This window comes from Streptomyces fuscichromogenes, from assembly GCF_014645815.1.
Taxonomy (GTDB): domain Bacteria; phylum Actinomycetota; class Actinomycetes; order Streptomycetales; family Streptomycetaceae; genus Streptomyces; species Streptomyces fuscichromogenes.
Window position 1 is genome coordinate 1 of sequence record NZ_BMML01000057.1, and the last position, 18,677, is coordinate 18,677.

An 18,677-nucleotide genomic window follows, 5' to 3' on the forward strand; every position below is an offset into this window, starting at 1 on the left:
CGAACCTAGCCACCCCCACCCCCTAGTACCCCACACGCCACGCCGGTGTGTGATGGACCTCACGTTGCGAGTTGAGGGGGCATCAAAAGACGCGCGGGTCACAGCAGTTGTTCAGGGCTTGCGACGCAGGTCGAATTGGCCTGCAGTACGGTCTTCGGCCGCACCGCGCGGGGCTCCGGTCATCTGCTCGGTGAACTCGGCCAGCGTGAGGCGAGGGCCGGCGCAGTTCGGAGGTCACCGGCGCGCGGTCGCCGAGCGGGGGTCACAGGCGGTGCAGGCCAGGCTGTCCGCCGGGGGGCCTTGATCCACGGACCGGGCTGCGGCGGACTGGCTGCGTCCCTTGGTCGCCCAGACCCTGCTCGGGGTCCACTCAGTCGGGACGTGGCGCTCGGGAAGGTCGGGAAAACTCCGTGCCGTAGCTGCCCTCGCGCCAGCCCCAGGCGCGAAGCGAGACCACCACGTCGGCGCGCGGCTCACGCAGCGTGTCCGCGCTCACCGGTACTCCTCTCTCGGCGTGGCTCCGCCGAGGGCGTCGGCCGGCTGGGTGCCGGAACGCGGTGACCACGGTGCCTGACCCGTCGGTGTGAACGGTTTCCTCGAAGTCGATGCCCGCCGCGGTGAGCAGGTCCCGCACCTGGGTGGCGGGGCTCAGCGGCTCTCGGTCGGTGCGGCCGGGAAGGCCGTCGCCGGCGTGTGTGGTCGGCAGGTGCCGAGCGGGGACGGCCGGGCCGTCCCCGGCCGCGAGCCGTGTATCGGTGGCGAGGGCATCAGACGGTAGGCCGTCGCGCAGGACCGCGGCGTTCGGCCCGACGAGCATGTCGCGTGGCAGGGTGATCACCGCGGCGTCGCCCCGGCCCTGGGCGCGCAGGAATGACGCGGTGAGCGGCAGTCCCCGGTAGGCCAGCACCCAGCCGTCGGGGATGGCCGGGTCGGCCACACGGCCATCCGGTGTCAGACACCAGGCGTGCTCGAAGGCACCGATGACCGGGTCGGCGGCGAGCGCGTAGCCCTCGCAGTAGGCCCAGCCCTCCCGGTCGGCCCACTCGTGCGCCGCGGCAAAGCACTCCCCGGTCCGCCGCGGGTGCGTCCCCGCAGTCCAGGAGGCTGGGGCGAAATCGCGGCCGTGGGTGAGGACCAGGCCGGCGAAGGTCGGGTACGCCCAGTCGCGGCGCCGTTTCGGGACGAGGGTGCGCAGTTGCTCCAGTACGGCGCGCAGGTGACCGGCGTGAACGGGCCCGTCCCCGCGATCGTGGGCTCCGTCGCCCGGTCCGTGAGCCGTTTCCCCCGGCTTGTGCGGGGCGTGCGTCATGCCGGTTGTCCGATCAGCCGGACCACGGCCCCGGCATGCGCGGCTTTGTCGACCAGCTGACGCACGCGCTCCGGCCATGCCTCCAGCACCGTGCGGGCGCCGGTGACGATGAGCATGTCGCCGGGATGCAGGCGGGGTTCGGCACTCCGGCTCCGGCACCAGGTATCCAGCGCGAGCGCGGGTGTGCCGTCCAGGACAGCCGAGAGATACGCGGCACCCGTGGCGGAGGAGGCGATGCCGGTCACGGTGCCGCCGGCTTCCCGGACGGCGGCCGCGAGCAGGCCGAGCACCGTGTGGCTCCCGGTGCCCGGCTCACGGTGCCCGACCTCGACCAGCCGGTCGCTGAGGGCCAGCACCCAGGCGAGGGTGCGCTGGCCCTGGTCCAGGTTGCGGCCCCGGTGCCCGGCGGCGAAGCGGGCCTCGGCCCGCTCGAACGCCTCGCCAGCGACCGCCGGGATCACCTGGGTGCGCCGCGCCTCGTCAAGGAGCGGCGCGGACGTGCTCACGCGGCGCCGTCCCCGGGGCCGAGGGCGTTCAGGGCGGCGCGGGCGTAGTCCTGCGGGGTGGCAGTGGGGCTGTGTACGGCGGCCACGGCGGCGAGCACCAGGGTGTAGCGCGGGTCGGAGGTGGTGCTGGGGCCGTCTTCCAGCAGCGCGAACTTGCGCTGGTTGGCCAGGTTGCCGGTGTGGACGCGGGTGACACGCCCGACGAGCTGCCCGCTGTTGTAGAGGTCGTGCTCGACGACGCAGACCGCGCGGCCGTCCGGCTCGATGGCGGTGACCCGCAGCCGGCGGTCCCGGTCGATCATGTCGGGGGCGAGATCGCGGTAGAGCTGGCCTTCCTGGACCGTCCGTCCGCGCTGCTGCGGGATTCCCACGCCCCCCGCCTTCCCCGGGCCTGCGCCCGAATTCGCTGTGCCCGCCGGATACGGGCGACCGCCGCTTGTTCGCGTCTGGGCACTCACCGGCAGTCCCCCGGCCTCCCTCGTCGCGCTGGGCAGCAGCTTAGAGGCACTGGCAGGGCCGACACTGCTCTTCAGGACTGAGATTACGCAGAGTAAGGAGGGGGAGCCATGGGGGCCTCCCCGCAGCCACCCGTGCCCTCCGCGAGTTCGGACCCGGCGCAGCAGCACGCGGCCACCGGGTCCCACCCGGCGTGCCGCTTTCGGCGAGGCCTCGTGCAGAGCTGCCGGTCCAGACCCGCCTCGTCAGCCAAGGGACCGGCGAGAGCGTGTGGGCAAGGCCGGCCACCGGCCCGTCGGACCTTCCTGGGCGAGCGATCGCGCCCGGGTCCTCTCCTCGATGCCCTCGTCCGGCTGAGCGGGCCGCCGCGGGCCGGTGTTCAAAGTCCGAAGCGCCACAACGTGCTGAAGCGGTCCAGCACCACCTCGGCGTCCAACTCGTCGCTCCGGACGCCCTCCAGCCACAACGGTGCGGCGTCCAGGCGCTCGCAGACCACGAGGCTCTCGGGCTGATGCGCTAGAAAGCAGCGGCTCTCGTCCGCGAACGGCGCGCCCGGACCGTATGTCCCGTACAACTGCCCGAGGCGTTCACGGTTGGCGTCGGCGAAGGCCTCCAACTGCCGTACGTAGCCTTCCTGCTGCTCGGCGCTGACCGCCTTCAGGACGACCATGAGGATCTTCTCCGACAAGTCCCGGTCGAAGCTGGTGTATCCGGTCACGGACACGAAGATCCTCTCGGCCGCCTCCAGCACCCGGTGTACTTGCTCCTCCCCCACGCTGTCGACGGCCGTGGCCAAGGAACGCGGAGTCCGGCTCGGCGCGGCCGACGATACCTCCAGGACGGCGGCCTTTTCTCGGGCCCGGCGGACGGTGCGTGGCTTTGACAACGGTTCGTGGCCCCGCCTGACAGCTTGGGTTCTAGAGGTGGTCGCAACACCAGACCCTGAGGGGTGTTGCATTGACCAAGCCGCGGCGGACCGGTCGAACGGGGCCAGCTCACATTGTCGAAGCCACGGTGCGGTCGGCGACGCGGGTGAGCCTGTCGGCGATCGCCTCGACAGCTCGAAGCCAGCCCTCCTGGACCTGTTCGCTGCTGCCGGACGGAGCCTGCGTGTCCAGCTCGATGACTTCGCCATGAGCGCCTTCCACGGCGCCGGCCTGGATGTCCGCGATGAGGATGTGTGCCTCAGACGGGCTCACGCCTGCGGCGTCGAGCAGCTTGGTCACACGCTGCTCGGCGTTCGCGGCCGTCTCTGCGTACACGGCGATCAGCGGTAACTTCCGCCGTTCTGGGTCGTGGCTCATGATCTGGATTCCCGTGCTGCGGAGGGCGGTTCGACTGCGTCGTGTGTGCGGCTACCTGACTTCGACGGAGTACGAGGCGCCGGGGAACTCCCATCCATCGGTGCCTTCGCCGATGTCTTCGACGATGACGTCGTCGATGAAGTGGTCCTCGAACTCGTCGTCGGTGAGTTCGCCGGCGAGCCAGAGTTCCTCGATCGCGTCCCAGTTGCCCCGGCTGCCGTCGATCCGCAGGGGCGCGGCGTCCACGGTGCCGCGCGTACGTTCGTCGTCCCCGGTTTTCACGACGCCGCTGATCTCGTACTGGCCCCGCTTGATGTGGCGGGGAATTGGATCGGCGGGGACGATGGCGATGTTCTCGTACGCGGTGTGGATGATGTCCAGGTAGCTGCGGCGGACGTTGTACTCGGAGTCGGACAGCCAGTTGATGAGGGTCTTGGTCGTGACGTGGAGCCCGGCGTCCGCCAGGGCCTGCTGCCCGCGGTGGGTCGCGGTGAGCTGACTGAGCTGGGCATGCCAGTGTTTGGCGTTGTACGACGACAGCCGGTGTCGGGGGGTGACCTGGGAGCGCAGGAGGTCGTTGAGGGCGGCGCCCAGGGAGTCGCCGCGGCCTGTGGGGCCGGCCATCAGTCGTCACCTTCGGGGATGATCTCGCCGGCCTGGACGAACTTGCGTTTCACTTCGCCGAAGCCGGTGCCGATCCGGTACGTGGACGGCGATGTGCCGGGCGGAGTCCAGAAGATGGCCTGGTCGACGTTGCGCAACGCGACGAGCGTGTGCCCTTCCTGGACGGCCTTGAACGCGACGGTCCAGTGGCGGACGGATGCCTCGGCGACCATGCTCATGCGCCAGTCCGGCCGCCAGAACGGGGACCTCTGGGAGGGGCGCTTGGGCCACAGCAGGCGCAGCGCGATGGACAGCCGGGTCTTGTATGCCTTGTAGGGGTCGCCGCCGGTCTGGACGAGTTCGGTCCTGGCCTTGCGGGTGGCCTCGTAGAACGGCTTGAAGAGGGACTCGTTGTACTTCCCGGTCCAGGAGTCGTGAATGGTCGGCATGGCGCCGAGGTGGCGGTCCCGGACGAGTTTCTCCAGCTGCTTGACGTGGGGTGTGGTGACCCACACGCGGCCGTCCTCGTCGGGACGGTCGATGATCCGCCCCAGGGGGTGCGGCATGTCGGTGCGGGTCCACTCCGGGATGCCGATGAGATAGATGCCGGCGCCGGCCTTGTCGTACGCGTCGAGCGGGCCAGTGTGCTTCAGTACGTTCGGGGCGAGAGGAACGGCCGAGCAGGCGGAGGGGAAGCTGCCGTTGCGGTCGATCAGGCACAGCACGCCCTCGCCGAACGAGTCGGGCACGTCGAGCTGGTCGCGACGCACCCGCTTGCCGTTCGCCCGGATGTGGGGAACGCGGGTGGCGGTGACGTCAGGGTGGACCCAGCGGGGCTCGCCGTCCATGTGCTCGGTGATCAGCGGCCACGGGCCGCTGTCACGCTGCTCCTTGCGGATGACCGGGACCGGGTGCATCTTCGAGCGGCCGACCGCGTCCTTGAGGATCTTCAGCGCGGGGAAGACGTGACCCTTGGGCTCGTCCTCCTCATCCCCCGGCGCCAGACCGTCCTTGCTGTCTTCCTCGTCCTCCGCGACGTCGGCCTGGGCCAGTCCGTTGTCCGCCGGGGCATGAGCAGTGGCAGCGGCGGACTGCCCAGCGCCTGCGGTGGTGTCAGCGGACACGGGCGTGCCGTAGGGGCGCAGCGCGGCGACGAGGCGGTGTCCCTCATGGGTATCCGGCATCGCCGCTACCGTTGCGGCGGCCCGGAGGAGCGACGGCAGGATCTCCTTCAGAGCCTCCTGGTCGCCGGTCGCGACCGCGGTCCGCCATGCCGCCAGTTCGTGGGTGAGGGCTGCGGGGATCCCCTGGTGTCCGCCGGACGTGTAGGGAAGGGCGGCTTCGGCCAACTCCAGTGCCGCCGTCCCGCCGGCGGCCGCCGAACGCCCCGAGCCTGCCGGGCTGTCGGCGCGCTCGAGGGGCGCGGCGCCGGCGTCGAGGAAGCGGGCGTGGACCAGATCGGGCTGCAGGTACGCCGAGCCGATCGTGCCGAAGTCGCGCTCCGCGACCACCACCTGGACCTTGGCAGGGTCCTCGGTCGGCGTAAGCGTCAACGTGACGTCGGCGTCCAGGAGACCCAGGAGTGCGGAATCGTCGCTGTCCACGATGGCGAGCACCGGCACGTGCAGCGTGCGCGCGAGAGTCGCCAGAACCTGTGAGGCATCCGGGAGACGGTCTCCGGACAGCGGCAGGCGGGCGCTGTTCGCGGCCTGGAGGCGGTCCACGACCACGAGGGCCAGGCCCTCCATGTGCGGGGCGGTCTCCCTGATGTCCTCGGCCGTCAGGTCACTGCCGTCATCGATCATCAGAAGGTCGCCGGCCTGGACCAGTTGACGGGCGACCTGCTGTTCATGCTCGGTAAGGCGGCCCTGCTTCAGACGCGCGTATTCACCCCCGGCCTCGGCGGCGATGATCCGGCGGAAGATGTCGTCCCGGTTCGGTCCCGACGCGGCGTACAGCACCGTGCAGCGGTCGACGAGCGCGGTCTTCCGCGCGGCCGCGAGACCCAGCAAGCTCCCGCCGACGCTCGGACGGGCTGCCACGAGCGTCAGCTTGCCCCGCTGCAGACCGCCCGTAGCGGCGTCCAGGCCCGGCAGCCCGAAGGTGGGGCCGCCGACGGGGCCGTCGGTGAGTACGGAACCGATGGCGTCGCCGAGTGTGGCGAGCCTGCGCGGCGCACTGCCGCGGTTCTGGTGGCCTTGGCTGTTCACCGCACCTCCTGCGGTCGCCGCGCCGGGGTGCGCGGCCATGTCGGACGAGAGGACATCAGGAGAGGGGTCGGCCGGGAGCAGGACCGCAACGGGGGTGCTGTTCCGCATGAGCACCTGCGGCTGGCCCTGAGCCGCCAGCGTGACGAGGTCGCCGAAATCCTTCTGCGCCGCGCTCAGCACGTGGGCCGGGAAGGCCTCGGTCTTCCGCGCTGCCGGGAACCTGTCCAGCGGGGCAAGGAGAGCGCGCACCCTGTGCTTGGTGATCACAGTGGTGCGCCCCTCCTCTTCGGCGAGCTTCACCAGCGCGTACAGCGTGTTCCGCGCCGTGGTCGCGTTGATCGCACCCTCTTCCTGCGGCGACTGACTCACTCACCCTCCTACAGCACTTGACTACCCGCCACCATAGCATTGTTCACCCACTTGTACGCGATACTCAGTAAATTTCTTTCTAATCTCACTCACTATTGGTGACTTCGCGGTGTGTACGTTGACGAGCCCGGAAGCAGACAGCGCTGAGGCCGGGACTACCGGTCCCGGCCTCAGCTCCACACCATCCGCAGACGACCACACCCGTCGACCTGGCAGGCCCAAACGCCCGCTGCCGTGCTCCTGCCCTTCGGGCTGCGGACCAGATCACCACAGACTCTGTCCCAGGTGCCGACGGCGATCTGTCGCGGGAGCGGCTATCCGATCTCGACGGGCAGCTATCCGCCGGCCGTCGATTCACTCGAAGAGCAGGTCAGCCAATCAGCACGTCGAGGTCACAGACGCTGCAGCGACGCCCGCCTCCACCAGGGCGGAAAAGGCCCTCCAGGCCTTCGCCGGTGACGGGCACACAGTCGTTCGGGGCCTGGGGGACGTGGCGTCGGCACAGCAGGTGGACGCGGTCCTGCGAGAGATAGCCCACGACCTGACCAGGTGCGGTTGCTGCGGGCAAGTGGATCTCGTGTGGGTCGTTGGGGTCCGGTGCGGGAGTCGACGGGATGTGGGCGACGGCGTTCCCGATGGCCTTGGCGCAGGGGACGCAGAGGACAGGGTCGTAGTGGCCGTACGTGCTCACGTCGATCAGGTTCAGCTGCCACTGCCCGTAGTCGATGTTCTCGCTGCATGCCATGCAGCGGTTGCTACTGGCCGGCTCGATGACGATGAGGGTCGACTCGGTGAGGGTGACACTCCGGTCGCTCTCGTGCTCGATCCGCGTGCCTGCGCGGACCCGGCTCAGAGCTTGGTGGTAGCCGATTCCCTCGGCCTGCTGCAGCTCCCGCGCGCGCTGCTGGGCGGTGTTTCGCTTGGTCACGATCGTCTCCATGAGACCGGCCTTTGCACCCACGCCGTCGGCCGGTGGAGAAGAGGATCGAGCTGTTCGGTGATCTGGATCCCGAAGGACCTTCTCCCGGAAACTCGCGCGGCGTGGGCGCGCGACAGCGGGATGGGCGTTCAGCTCGCCTATGGGATCACCGTATCCCAAGGCGCTGACAGCGAGGTGAGATCGGGGTACGTCACGGGCTCTCCGGCACGTGTTTCCGGAACTTCTCGTGTGCGGACTGCTTGCTCGTCATGAGGGCCTGCGCGATTTCGTCCCAGGAGTAGTCCGCCGCCCTGGCTGCACGCACGGCCTCCTGCTGCCATTCCTCGGCGCCGTTCTGGAGCCGGGTAGTGGCGTAGATGGCGAGGAGAGGGCGCTGCTCGTCGAGTTCACCGCCGGGCCGCAGGGGGAAGCTGAGTGCTTGGACCGTGTCTTCCACTTCGTCGAGCAGCCGTTGGAGCCGTTCGGGCAGCGTGCGGGACAGGCTGACCTCGGCGTGCCGGACCCACTCCCGCTGCAGCCTCTCATCGCAGGCATCGGGGTCCGCGAAGTCCGCCGGGCGGCGCGGCCCGCGCCAGCCGCAGGCACAAACAACCCGGAGACCCTGGGCGCGCCGTCGCCCTTCGTTGCCGTCGTACTTGTAGGACCACGCCCAGTTCACGCGCCGCTTCCAGGTCTCTTCCGAATCCTCGAAGGTGTCATGAGGTGCCTCCTCCCCGCCCGAGAGCACCGCGACGACCCATCCCTCATGGGCGCCGTTCTCGTCGTCCGTGTGCAACCAGCCCATACGCCACTCCTCGACTCGGCTGCGGCCAGAAGCCGTCAGGGAGTCCTGACGATATCAATACCGTCAGGACTCCCTGACGTACTTTGCGAAATCGGGCGTGGCGGCGGAGGCTCGGCTCGGTGGCATGTACTCCGGGATGCACCAAGGAGCCGGTACGGCTTGTCGCCGAGCGCATGACGAGACGACGGGCCACCGGTTCGCCGGCCCCGTGGTCAGCGTGGAACGATCAGCGGATCGCCCGTCATGGGACTCTTGGCCCGATGCGGGTCGTTAAGCAGTTCCTGCGTCGCCCACTGTGCTTCCCAGCGTGCGGCGGCCTGGCTCGGGGAACGGCCGCCCTTGTAGTACACCTTCGAGCCGTCCGCGCGTTCCCAGTCGAGCGACCAGCGCCACAGACCGACGGTCGCGCCCTGGCTCCACAACGGGCGCCCGTCGAAAGACTCCGGGTCGATCTGGGCCCACACCAGCAGCTCGGTTCCCGGCACGGGGACTCGCGCGCTGGCACACATATGGTCGGCTCCGGGAGCCTGCCACAACAGAGCGGCAGGCAATACGTCCACCGCCGACAGCCTTGCTGCATACGCGATCAGGTCGGCGAGATCCCACACCAGGGCCAGCGTAAGTGCGGCACGCTGCAGCGGCGGCCAGCCGCCGGGGGCGTCCAGCAGCAGCACGTCCACGGCGTCGCCGATTCGGTCCTCGTTCTGCCGGTTCTCGGCCTCGAACTCCGCCATCGTGCTCGCCTGAAACTCACGCCTGCCGGCCGCCGTCTCCTCCACCAGTTCCAGGGCGAGAGCGACCATGTCGTGGTCCACCGACAACGCGATCCCCAACTCCCGCAGCTGCTCCGGCGCCAATCGCTCCAGCAGGTTCTGCAGGCGGCCTGCCACCGCCGTGTTGGCCTCGCTCAACCGGGACAGCTCGACATCGGGAACCGCCGGGTGGCCCCACACGTGGGCTGCATCCCACAGCCCCAGCAGCTCCCAGACGTCCTCCACACCCTCTACCTGTTCGGCGATGGCCAGGGCCGCGTCGACGACAGCGAGGGCCGTCGTGTTCTGCTCGGCGCCGGACCGGCCGGCGAACCGGCACAGCCCCGCCGACCGGCCGTCGACCGGACCCAGCACCAGGCCCGCATTCTCGAACCTCTGCGTCATCGTGTCTTCTCCAGTCCTGGTCACAGCCGGTCGGTGAACACGCAGCGCGCGTGCACGGCGAGCAGGCGGGAAGGGGCAAGGGGGGTTGCGGGGGCCAGGTCGAGCGGCCCGTACAGCAGGGCCGATCCCCCTTCGCGGGCGGTCTCCAGCCACGCGGTGGACACCGGCGTCGGCTCCGGGGCGCTCCAGAGGATGACGTCGTACGCATCGGGCCGCCATTCCTGCGGAATGTCGGGCAGGAGGGTAGCGTCCAGCAGCCGGACGATGCCGAGCAGGGTGCCGTGCCTCTCGTGGACCTTCAGCACCCACGCCGGATCTTCCTCGGGCAGTCCCTCGGGAATGTAGGGCTCCCAGGCCAAGCGCTCGTGCAGATCGTCGTAGCCGGCCTTGGGGCTTTCGGGGTCCGGGACCAGCGCGACCGAGGCGACGCGGCCGAACCCGGTCAGCGTCATGTCGGCCCGGACGCCGTACCGGGCGGGGTGAGCGAGACCCGAGAGGTCGAGCACCGTGCCGGGCTCGGCGTTCGTGGGATCGCTGCCCGGGACGGTGAAGGTGAAGGGCGACGCGCTCCTTGGGCCGGTGGTCTGGCCGCGCATGAGTCCGGGGTGCTTGTGCCCGAAGAACGTCCACAGGTCCAGCGCGTCCTCCAGAAGCGCCGAGCGTTCCTCGCTGCTCAGCAGCTCGACGCAGCGGACCATGCTGCGGCCGTCCCCCGGAGGCGACGACTTGAGGGCCCGGAAGAACACCTGGCCGGCATCGGAGGCGAGGGAACCCGCATCCTGCTCGTCGGCGGCGAGCAGGCTGTAGACGGATCCGGCCGTCACCGCGAGCACGATCGGGTCCTCGGCGAGGAGCTTCGCCGCCAGGGACTGCTGGCACGGTGCGCACCGCTCAAGGCATGCGCCGATCAGCGCGGACGCGGTCCGCATGTCCGGCGCGGTGTCGGCTCCCCAGCCGCCGGGGTTGGCGGGCTGGAGGTCCTTGTTTGACGGACCGCTGTTGTGCTGGTGGAGGGTGCCGGCGTTGGCGGCGGCGTACGCGGCGCCCCGGGACCGGCTCGTGTTCCGCGCTCGGTTCTTGCGACCGTGGCTCTTGGACATGGCTCTCTCATTTCCCGCGCCCGGCCCATGATCCGATGCGCGTGATGAAGAGCAGCATGCGGAAGGCTCAACGGCCATACAGCCGTCAGATGTTGCTTACACCTCGCACTGATGCTGCACAGACCGGACCCTCCTACGAGGGCCCGCGGGCACCTTTGCCGTGGTGCGTCCCGGTCATGGGCCAGGGCGCGGGCTTGGGCCGATGCGACGGCCACTGCGCAGAGCCTACCGGTCGGCCACCGGCTCGCGGAACCGGTGGCCACAGATACACGAACGGCAACCACGGCAACCCCGCCGTCACCTACCGAGTCAGGCGGTGCCACAGCACGCTGTCAGTTGCTGTGCTCCTCCGCGACGACCTCGCCGAGCACGTTCATCAGGCCGTCGATGGCCCGAACGACCTGCCGCCGCTCCTCCACCGGCAGCAGCGGCTCCGACCAGACGCCTGCCTTCCTGGTCGGAAAGAGGAGCGGCGTGCACACCTGCTCCACGGCCAGCACCACTCCGTGCCCGCTGAAGACGTCGTAGTGCGCGCTGCGCGACCACATCGACTCCCGGAGCTCCTCCAGTTTCGTCAGCAGCCCGGGCATCCCTTCCTGGACGAGTCGCTCCCTCACGGCCGAGATCACCTCCGTGATCGCTGTACAGCAGGCGGTTGCAGCGGGGCGGGGTTCCTCGTACTGCGCGACCAGTTCGCGGTACTCGTTGACCAGTACCTGGTAGCGCTGGCCGTGGAAGATGTTGCGGGGCACCCAGTAGCAGTTGTCGCAGCAGGTCTTGACCCAAGGCACGCCCCAGCAGCCGTGCTCCGTGCTTCCGATCACCACCCGCTTGCGCCCCGGCGACGGGCATGTCTGGCAGGTGGCCTTCGCCTCCTTGAACGCGTGCAGGATCACGGTCCGCGCCGCGTTCGGAGCCGCGGCCCACGGGAAGGCCTTCACACACAGCTCGCCGAACTTCTCTTCCCAGTACGGCCTCGGCGCCTCCGTCCAGAACTGTGCGAGGTGCCGTTCAGCACGTGCGGTGATCGGGTCCCAGACGGCCCCCCTCGCAGTGAACATCGCGAAGCGTCGCGTCGGCGAAACGGCCTGCTCGTCGCGCAGGAGCGCGGCGTAGTTCCCCTCGCCGCTGGCCTGGCGCTGACGGGCCTTCTGCGCCGAGGTGGACTGCCTCTTGGGCATCTGCTTCTCGTTCCTGACGGCCACCCACGCTCCGGCCGCCGGACGATGGCATACGGAGAGAACGCGGGCCCCGGAGGACCTTGGCCGGACAATCACCTGGCGGCGTGGGCGCCGGTGACGGCGGGTGGCGTGCGCGACTGCCTGTCGCAGATCGTACAACGCCGGAGCTGCTCCAATCCGGTTCCCGCTCGCGCACCGTTCGAGACAGGGCGGGCGCCCACCCCGGTCACGGATCCGGGGATAGGCTTCGGCCACCCGGCACCACGAAGTCCGTGTTCCCGGCCAGGAGAAGCGAGTGATCATCCTCGATACGTGCGTGCTGACCGACCAGCAGCACAACAGCCCGATCTGGGAACTCCTGTACGCCCTCCGGCAGAGCGGAACCGAACGCATCGCGCTGCCGGAGATGGTCCTCGTCGAACTCCTTGCGCAGCGCGAGCGGACCTACGAAGAAGCCCTGCGCAAGGCACACGACTCCTACGCCCAGCTGTGGAAAATGCAGTTCGGCGAGAGCGACGGCGCCGAACACTGGCCCGCCGTCGAACTGGTGGACTGGCACGTGAACGATTGGAGGGCTCTGTACGAGCGCACCTTCGAGATCCTCCCGCTGACCCTGGAAGCCGCCCGAGAGGGACTGTGGCGCGAGGCGCGGCGCCGACGGCCCGCCAAGGAGAGCGGCAAGGAAGGCAGTCGGGACGCGGCGATCTGGGCGACCGTCCTGGAGGCGGCGCAGCAGGAGGCGTCGAAGGCGGTCTCCTTCGTGACCAGGAACAGCAAGGACTTCGGCCCCAACGAGACTCTCCACCCGGAACTCGCCGCTGAGGTCGCTGACGCCGGTGTCACGGTGGAGTACCTCAGCGATCTCAAGAAGGTGGTGGGCCGCTTCGCCGAGCGGCACCCCGTTGCTCACGACGACGCCCGTCTGCGGGCCCGCATTTCGGAGCCGTCCACCGTTGGGTGGCTGCACCGGTTTGTTGTGGACGATGTGACCTCCGGCCCTTTCGAGGCACGCATCATCGACCTCGGCGACGAGGCCTCATTCCCGTCGTGGGTCGACTTCGAGCAGTGGCTCGGCTCGCCGGTGGTCGAGATCCTCGGCTGGAGCGACGCGGCCGACTACGTTGCCGCCGGTGTCTCACGACTCGCCACGACCCTGAAGGTGCTCGCGACGGGATTCGCACGCCGGATCGTCCTGGAGACGGAGGAACTGGTCGCGTTCACCGTCGACGTCCGCGTGATGTTCGGCAAGGACTCGCTCACCGTCTTGTCCTTCAGCGACTTCCATTCCATCGAGGACGATGACGAGCCTGCAGTGGCCGCCGCCGCGCGGCGGGCCAGCACCGTGATTCAACAGGCTGCGTACGACTGATCACGCAGCTTCAGCGGGGCGGCCGGAGGACTCGGTGCACACCACCGGTCTTCACCCGGCGCGGGCACTACGCTTCGGTGGGCCGGTCTTTGGAGTGCGACATGAGCCAGTCCCGCAGCGAGTCCACAGCCTGGAGTTCCGGGTCGGCCAGCGCGCTCCAGCCGCCTGTTCCGTCAGCCGCCCGCGAAAACAAGCGGGCGAGGTTCTCGGCGACCTCGGTGTAGGCCTGCGACACGCCTGTCCACCCCTCCAGCTCCTCCCGGAGCGCGGTGACGGCCTCCTCGACGGTCCGGTCGCTCTGCCCGGCCAGCGCCTCACCGTATGTGCGGACCTGAGCCATCATGGTTTCGCTCTGCCAGGACTCCTCCGCCCCGGCGGTCAGCGAGCACGTCACCTCACCTGCCTTCTGGAACCACTTGTCGTATTCGTCCGCCAGCTGGTGAAGAGCGACCAGCAACGAGGCCGCCGCCCGGGTGCCGGCCGCCTCCAAGGCGGCCACGAAGTCCTCGGCGTTGTACGGGTTCGGAGGCTCGACCACGCTGAGCGGCCCGTCGATGGCCGCTACCTGGTCGTAGGTCCGCTCCGGCAGGCCCCGCTGCTCCTGCTGGTCGACGCGGTAGCGGCCCTGCCCGATGTGCTGCCATCCCCGGCACCGGAGGTCCACCAGCCGCTCCGGGTACGCCTCGAAGGCCGGGCCCAAGTCGGCGAGCGTCGGGTGCAGGTACCTCCACGACAGGGTGGACGGCTCCAGCCGCTCCCGGATGCCGTCGCCCGTCTCCGGGTCGGCCGGGAACCATTCCGGCTCCAGCTCGGGGGACACCGGGAACCGGTCCAGCACGGCCGTCCTGGCCGCGCGGACCGAGTCGTCCATGAACGCCATCAGCTCGGCCGCCTCGCTCCCGGTCCGGGCGTAAGGGGTCACCAGCACCGTCAGGGTGACATGCCCGGCGGCCGGTTCGGCCCCGGAGGTGTACGGCATGGTGATCGGGAGCGGCCCGTACACCGATGCCGCCACCCGGTACCAGCCCACGCCGGGACGAACGAGAAAGCGGTGCGCGTACACGATCGCCTTCTTCACCTCGTAGATCTCGTCCTCCTGGTCGGGCACGGTGAAGGTCAGCAAGTAGGCGCCGGCGCTCACCGGGTGGGCGTGTCCGTAGGGGTCCGGCCTCGGCGCCACCCCAGGCGGCGGGGTGAACGGCGTGCTCTGCGTGTTCCACTTCTCGTCCCAGACATGGACACCCTCCGGCTTCGGAGGCTCCCAGGCCGACAAGGGGACGGTATCCCGCTCGGCGTCCACGATCCGCAGGGCGGCGGTGTGGCTGATACCGCGCTCACGTGCCAACCGTTTGATCTCACGGTCACGTACCTGCCGGGTACGGCGGGGCTTCTTCGACATCGTTCGCACTCTCCCGGCGCACGGCATGCCCCACGCGCACGCCACGCAGAGAGCGGACGAGGTCAGCGTGCACGATGAGTCGAAAGACGGTCTTGGCCTACAACCGGGAACCCGAGCGTGGGCTGCGGTCCCCTTCAGCGAGTGGCGGTCGTGCCCGCCGCCCCGAGCATACCGGGCCAGCCAGTCGCGTCGGTGCCCAGCTCGTCGGCTGTGGCCTCCCATTGTCAGTGCCAGCCGCTATGTTGGTTTTGCATCAGACGGCATGCCGCGAACCGCCGTTTCCGCTGCCGCCCCGCGCCCACGCCGCCGGGGCAGCGCCGCCGGACAAGGACCGCACCAGGGTCCCGCGCAGAGCACCGCCCGAAGACCCGTCCGTCCGGCTGCGTTCCCTGATCACGCGACGTCCGGCGGGAAGCGTGGGGTCCCGCTGTGTGGAGACGACCGTGACCAAATCAGGCAACGACCACCTCAAGCGCCAGGCCCGGGAGATCGCCCGCGCCAGCGGCCGGCGTTTCCCCGACGTTCTCGCGGAACTGCGCCGCGCACCCGCCACGGCTGTACGTCGGCCCTCGACGGAACTCGTCCTCGTCTGCAGGGGCCTGGCCCATCCCATCGACGGCGGCCGCTGCAGGCGTGAGGCCGGCCACCAGAACCTCGACGGCAGCTGGGGCTGGTGCAGCTGGGAGCCCGGCGCAGCCGTCCTCGTGTGGGCCGGATACCTCATCGCTCAGGACCAGGCCCGGCGGGCTGCCGAAGACGCGCGCCGGGCCGCGCTCACCCCGCAGGAACGGGCCGCCGAGGACGCCGAGGCGGAGGCCGAATACAGGGCGGACATGGCCTACGAGGGCAGCGAGCCGTACGACTGGCGCGACGACAAGTACTACGACGACGACCCGCAGGACGACGCCGAAGACCGGGCGGACGCAGGCGGGGACCCGTACATCACCTCATATCTGGAGGCACGATGACCACCGAACTCTCCTCCTACGGGCCCCTGCAGTTCCCCGACCGCGCGGGCTTGAGCCTCCCCCAGTTCGAGCGCGCCCAGCGCCTCCAGCTCATCCCCGGGCCCGACGCACCCGGCGGCCGCTGGTCCGCGGCAGTCTTCGAGGACGCCGCCACCCGCATCGACGCCATCAAGGACGCCGTCGGCTCGTTGCCCGACCTCGGCGCCGAACGCGCCGAGATGCACCTCGCCGAGCGCTTCCTCGCGGCCACTGTCCACCCGGGCACGGCCGCCGAACTCGCCCGCCGCGGCCACCTGCCCGTCGTCGGCGACTACAAAGGCCACCCCCTGTACTGCGGGCTCACTCTTGAGCGCGGACTGGACCGGCAGGAAGTCGCCCGGGCCTCGGCCGCCGGTCAGCTCCACACCCGGGACGCCGCAGCGGACGTCCTCGGGATCCGGGCGGCCGACTTCGAGCACCTGGTGCGCGCCGGGCTCCTGGTCCACGCGGACACCGCACGCTCGTACTGGAAGGACCTCGTCCTGCTCTACCGCCAAGGCGACCTCGACCGGCTGTCCCGTAGCCGCCGGATCGACTGGGCCGCGGTCCGTGCGACCCCCAGGGGCCGCCGGTCCCCGCTCGCGGCTCTCCCCGACGCGAAGAAGGCCCCGGTGTGACGCCGCCGCCCTACCACCGTCCATGCCGGACCCACCGCCACAACGACCACGAAGGCCGTGTATGACCGTCAGCCGCCGCGCGGCGCAGTACTCCGAGGCCCAGCTCGAACCGGACGCCCGCCTCTCGGACGGCCTGCCGGTCTTCCTCCCCCAAGTGCAGGAGTTCGGCGTGCACTGCATCACCCACATCGCACAGATGTGCCTCCTCGTCATCGTGGATACCGACGCCCCCGCCGCAGCCCGCACCATCACCGGCACGGTCGACCTGGACCGGCTCCTGCCCGGCACCCCCGACGCGCTCACCACCCCTCGACACCGCCGGCGTCCTGAACAACACGTTCGGCATCAGCCCGGCCGAGGCGATGACGGACGCCGAAGCCCAGATCACGGCGACCGCCCGGGCCCGTGCCGCTCTGCAGGCCGTCTTCGAGAACGCGCGGCACGGCGCGGCCGGCCGGGAACGGGCGATCACCGTCCTGTACGAACTGCGCGACGACCCGCGGGCCCTGTGCGCCGTCATCGGGCTCACCGCCGCAGCCCTGCAATCCGTACGGCCCGTACGACGATGACCACTTGAAAGGACGACCACCGATGACGTTCACCGTGGTGTACAGCCCGACCGCCACGAAGGAGCACACCACCTCGTGGGCAGGAGAAGACTTCACCATCCGCCCGATCCCCGACGGCGTCCCCGGAGTCCAGCTCCTCGCCCAGCAGCTAGGTCTTGACGCCCCCCGGGGAACTCGCCGACCTCGCGCCCGTCGTCGAGCAGGCGGCACGCGACACCGAACGCCTCCCGCAGGTCCGGACCCTGCTGCGCCACGGAGCCGCCGAACTCCACACCGCCGCCGCACTGGTCCCCGGCAGCAAAGAACGCTGGAACGCGCTCACCGCGGCCCGCACCCACCTGGTGCGCGCCTGGCAGACCTTCCCCGGAGCCTCGGGCTACTCCCGCACGCCCGACGGCGGCGTGTGTTGCGAGCTGTGCGGCCACGACGACCTCGGTGACGGCACCGGCTACCGGCCGGAGGCAAAGGCCAAGGCGTGGTACGCCGCGCACGCCGACGTCTGCACCCCGGCACCGCAGGTGAAGTGCCGCACGTGCCCGCTGTGTGGCTACTGCCGCACAGCGCCGTCACCGGTCCACTGCTGCTCGCGCTGCACGTGTGACGTGGAGTAGCACGCCGCGGATGTCGGGTCCTCCGGGGACGGCGGTCGCCGCCCCCCACCCGGCCGACGAGTGCTTCTTCCCGTCCCGGGCGAAGGCCCCATCAGCCCGGGCCGCGGCGGTCCTCCAGCCGGGGATCCTGCTGGCCGTATCAGGCGGTCCTACGCTGCAGCGCGGCGGCGGCCGCGCGGGCGATCTCCGGATCCGCGAGGATCGCGGCGGTCACCGCGTCGGCCGTGGGCCCAGGCGCCTGCGCCGGCACGACGGTGCACGTCCGGGTCTCCAGCTCGCCGAGGGAGGCGATGCATGGGTCAAATTCCCCACTGGCTTCCGTCAGGCCACAGGCGACAAACTCGGCGCCCAGCCCGCCTAGAGCACCTCGTAGGTTAGACAGGACAGCCTTCATCTCGCGCGGCCGCCGGGCAGTGGCCAGGCCCGGGTATTTTTTCGTCGGCCTGTACGCCTCCTCCAGCAGCTGCGCAGCTGCTTCGACGTCCATGGCCGCTTCGTAGAGCACCTGACGTGGGGAACCGGCGGTGTGAAGGGGACTGTAGGCGCGGCCATCGGCGTCCTTCGACATCTGGCCGTCGATGCCGAACTCACGCAACCCGTAGACCTTGGCCAGCTCGTTCACCGCGCGGACCAGGATGCTGCTCGTCTCCGTAATGGACTGAATCATGCGGCGTACGGTGCCCCGGCGCTCCGTGGCCGTGGTCTCTCGCTCCTCCCCCGTCAGAGCCTGGTGCTCAGCACCGAGGCCCTCGAAGGCAGCCAAGAGGTTCACCACGATGGCGCCGAGGCCCTCATCTTGGCGGGTGGTGGGTTGCTCCTCGGTCATCGGTGGCCCTCCGGCTCGCTCACGCGGCCCGTGGTCGCGGCTCCGCACGCGGTGGCGCGTTGGTTGGCCGCACCGTCGCATACAACGGGCGGACACCCGGGAAAGGCACGCAATGCCCGAGCGGGTCGAGGGACTGGAGCGCTAAGAGGTCGTTTCCTCCCGTTGTTTTATCCCGGGATGCGGATTTGATCCGGCGATGCCGGGTCACGCCAGGAGATGGTGGCCTCGCCGGCGAGGCGGCGGGTCATGAGGTCGGTCATGGCGAGGTGGATCATGGCTTCGGAGTGAGCCGGGAGGGTCTCGTACTATTCCGCGCTTCGAGTTATCCCGAGCTGACACAGACCGTGCAGGTCAGGGTGG

The 18,677-nt window shown here is 70.0% G+C and carries 19 protein-coding genes and 1 pseudogene; 5 read left to right on the top strand and 15 right to left on the bottom strand.

The window, feature by feature from the left end; genetic code table 11:
• Positions 1–370: 370 nt before the first annotated feature.
• The 12 genes from IEZ11_RS49200 to IEZ11_RS49255 form a co-directional block, all read right to left on the bottom strand.
• The gene (locus IEZ11_RS49200; RefSeq protein ID WP_189269639.1) at positions 371–1,309 is read right to left on the bottom strand and encodes a hypothetical protein; all 939 of its coding nucleotides are present in this window, start codon (positions 1,307–1,309) and stop codon (positions 371–373) included.
• Entirely contained in the window at positions 1,306–1,815 is a 510-nt protein-coding gene (locus tag IEZ11_RS49205; protein WP_189269640.1) for an AAA family ATPase, read from the bottom strand. Before IEZ11_RS49205 ends, IEZ11_RS49200 begins: the two co-directional genes overlap by 4 nt.
• Positions 1,812–2,186 (bottom strand): DUF6354 family protein, encoded by a 375-nt coding sequence (locus tag IEZ11_RS49210; RefSeq protein WP_189269641.1) that lies wholly within the window; start codon positions 2,184–2,186, stop codon positions 1,812–1,814. The genes IEZ11_RS49205 and IEZ11_RS49210 overlap by 4 nt, the downstream gene beginning before the upstream one ends.
• A 464-nt stretch (positions 2,187–2,650) precedes the next feature.
• Positions 2,651–3,046, bottom strand: coding sequence for a hypothetical protein (locus IEZ11_RS49215; protein WP_189269642.1), 396 nt, complete (start codon positions 3,044–3,046; stop codon positions 2,651–2,653).
• 220 nt (positions 3,047–3,266) lie between these two features.
• Positions 3,267–3,575, bottom strand: a complete 309-nt coding sequence (locus IEZ11_RS49220; protein ID WP_189269643.1) for a hypothetical protein — start codon at positions 3,573–3,575, stop codon at positions 3,267–3,269.
• 51 nt (positions 3,576–3,626) lie between these two features.
• Positions 3,627–4,199: a hypothetical protein gene (locus IEZ11_RS49225; protein WP_189269644.1), complete on the bottom strand. Its 573-nt coding sequence runs from the start codon at positions 4,197–4,199 to the stop codon at positions 3,627–3,629.
• Positions 4,199–6,757 (bottom strand): type II toxin-antitoxin system prevent-host-death family antitoxin, encoded by a 2,559-nt coding sequence (locus tag IEZ11_RS49230; protein ID WP_229713970.1) that lies wholly within the window; start codon positions 6,755–6,757, stop codon positions 4,199–4,201. Before IEZ11_RS49230 ends, IEZ11_RS49225 begins: the two co-directional genes overlap by 1 nt.
• A 370-nt stretch (positions 6,758–7,127) precedes the next feature.
• The gene (locus IEZ11_RS49235; protein WP_189269645.1) at positions 7,128–7,685 is read right to left on the bottom strand and encodes a hypothetical protein; all 558 of its coding nucleotides are present in this window, start codon (positions 7,683–7,685) and stop codon (positions 7,128–7,130) included.
• A gap of 202 nt (positions 7,686–7,887) precedes the next feature.
• A complete protein-coding gene (locus IEZ11_RS49240) occupies positions 7,888–8,481 on the bottom strand; it encodes a hypothetical protein (protein WP_189269646.1) in 594 nt (197 codons plus the stop codon).
• A gap of 212 nt (positions 8,482–8,693) precedes the next feature.
• Complete coding sequence (locus tag IEZ11_RS49245; RefSeq protein WP_189269647.1) at positions 8,694–9,638, bottom strand: hypothetical protein; 945 nt, start codon at positions 9,636–9,638, stop codon at positions 8,694–8,696.
• 20 nt (positions 9,639–9,658) lie between these two features.
• Positions 9,659–10,738, bottom strand: coding sequence for a hypothetical protein (locus IEZ11_RS49250; RefSeq protein WP_189269648.1), 1,080 nt, complete (start codon positions 10,736–10,738; stop codon positions 9,659–9,661).
• A gap of 332 nt (positions 10,739–11,070) precedes the next feature.
• Positions 11,071–11,919 (bottom strand): hypothetical protein, encoded by an 849-nt coding sequence (locus IEZ11_RS49255; protein ID WP_189269649.1) that lies wholly within the window; start codon positions 11,917–11,919, stop codon positions 11,071–11,073.
• Between the two features lie 295 nt (positions 11,920–12,214).
• On the opposite strand from IEZ11_RS49255, the gene IEZ11_RS49260 reads away from it, so the two are divergent.
• Positions 12,215–13,288 carry a PIN domain-containing protein gene (locus IEZ11_RS49260; protein WP_189269650.1) on the top strand — a complete coding sequence of 358 codons (1,074 nt, stop codon included), beginning with the start codon at positions 12,215–12,217 and terminating at the stop codon, positions 13,286–13,288.
• A 67-nt stretch (positions 13,289–13,355) separates the two neighbouring features.
• Here IEZ11_RS49260 and IEZ11_RS49265 read toward each other — a convergent pair whose 3' ends face one another.
• Positions 13,356–14,687 (bottom strand): hypothetical protein, encoded by a 1,332-nt coding sequence (locus IEZ11_RS49265; RefSeq protein ID WP_189269651.1) that lies wholly within the window; start codon positions 14,685–14,687, stop codon positions 13,356–13,358.
• A gap of 443 nt (positions 14,688–15,130) precedes the next feature.
• Here IEZ11_RS49265 and IEZ11_RS49270 point away from each other — a divergent pair, with 443 nt between their 5' ends.
• The 4 genes from IEZ11_RS49270 to IEZ11_RS49285 all read left to right on the top strand — a co-directional run bounded on the left by IEZ11_RS49270 (position 15,131) and on the right by IEZ11_RS49285 (position 17,491).
• A complete protein-coding gene (locus IEZ11_RS49270) occupies positions 15,131–15,655 on the top strand; it encodes a hypothetical protein (protein WP_189269652.1) in 525 nt (174 codons plus the stop codon).
• On the top strand, positions 15,652–16,311 hold the full coding sequence (locus tag IEZ11_RS49275; RefSeq protein ID WP_229713971.1) for a hypothetical protein: 660 nt from the start codon (positions 15,652–15,654) through the stop codon (positions 16,309–16,311). The genes IEZ11_RS49270 and IEZ11_RS49275 overlap by 4 nt, the downstream gene beginning before the upstream one ends.
• Before the next feature lie 362 nt (positions 16,312–16,673).
• Positions 16,674–16,880, top strand: coding sequence for a hypothetical protein (locus IEZ11_RS49280; protein WP_189269656.1), 207 nt, complete (start codon positions 16,674–16,676; stop codon positions 16,878–16,880).
• 155 nt (positions 16,881–17,035) lie between these two features.
• Complete coding sequence (locus IEZ11_RS49285; protein ID WP_189269653.1) at positions 17,036–17,491, top strand: hypothetical protein; 456 nt, start codon at positions 17,036–17,038, stop codon at positions 17,489–17,491.
• Between the two features lie 139 nt (positions 17,492–17,630).
• Here the strand turns inward: IEZ11_RS49285 and IEZ11_RS49290 are convergent, their stop codons facing one another.
• The gene (locus IEZ11_RS49290; RefSeq protein ID WP_189269654.1) at positions 17,631–18,317 is read right to left on the bottom strand and encodes a hypothetical protein; all 687 of its coding nucleotides are present in this window, start codon (positions 18,315–18,317) and stop codon (positions 17,631–17,633) included.
• 167 nt (positions 18,318–18,484) lie between these two features.
• Positions 18,485–18,622 (bottom strand): annotated as a pseudogene (locus IEZ11_RS51755) (IS5 family transposase); the annotation flags it as partial.
• Positions 18,623–18,677 lie beyond the last annotated feature (55 nt).

Bases quoted from the DNA above. Each gene is read 5' to 3' on its own strand.
- IEZ11_RS49200 (WP_189269639.1), bottom strand. From the start codon at position 1,309: ATGACGCACGCCCCGCACAAGCCGGGGGAAACGGCTCACGGACCGGGC.
- IEZ11_RS49220 (WP_189269643.1), bottom strand. From the start codon at position 3,575: ATGAGCCACGACCCAGAACGGCGGAAGTTACCGCTGATCGCCGTGTAC.
- IEZ11_RS49225 (WP_189269644.1), bottom strand. From the start codon at position 4,199: ATGGCCGGCCCCACAGGCCGCGGCGACTCCCTGGGCGCCGCCCTCAAC.
- IEZ11_RS49240 (WP_189269646.1), bottom strand. From the start codon at position 8,481: ATGGGCTGGTTGCACACGGACGACGAGAACGGCGCCCATGAGGGATGG.
- IEZ11_RS49245 (WP_189269647.1), bottom strand. From the start codon at position 9,638: ATGACGCAGAGGTTCGAGAATGCGGGCCTGGTGCTGGGTCCGGTCGAC.
- IEZ11_RS49250 (WP_189269648.1), bottom strand. From the start codon at position 10,738: ATGTCCAAGAGCCACGGTCGCAAGAACCGAGCGCGGAACACGAGCCGG.
- IEZ11_RS49255 (WP_189269649.1), bottom strand. From the start codon at position 11,919: ATGCCCAAGAGGCAGTCCACCTCGGCGCAGAAGGCCCGTCAGCGCCAG.
- IEZ11_RS49265 (WP_189269651.1), bottom strand. From the start codon at position 14,687: ATGTCGAAGAAGCCCCGCCGTACCCGGCAGGTACGTGACCGTGAGATC.
- IEZ11_RS49275 (WP_229713971.1), top strand. From the start codon at position 15,652: ATGACCACCGAACTCTCCTCCTACGGGCCCCTGCAGTTCCCCGACCGC.
- IEZ11_RS49280 (WP_189269656.1), top strand. From the start codon at position 16,674: ATGACGGACGCCGAAGCCCAGATCACGGCGACCGCCCGGGCCCGTGCC.
- IEZ11_RS49290 (WP_189269654.1), bottom strand. From the start codon at position 18,317: ATGACCGAGGAGCAACCCACCACCCGCCAAGATGAGGGCCTCGGCGCC.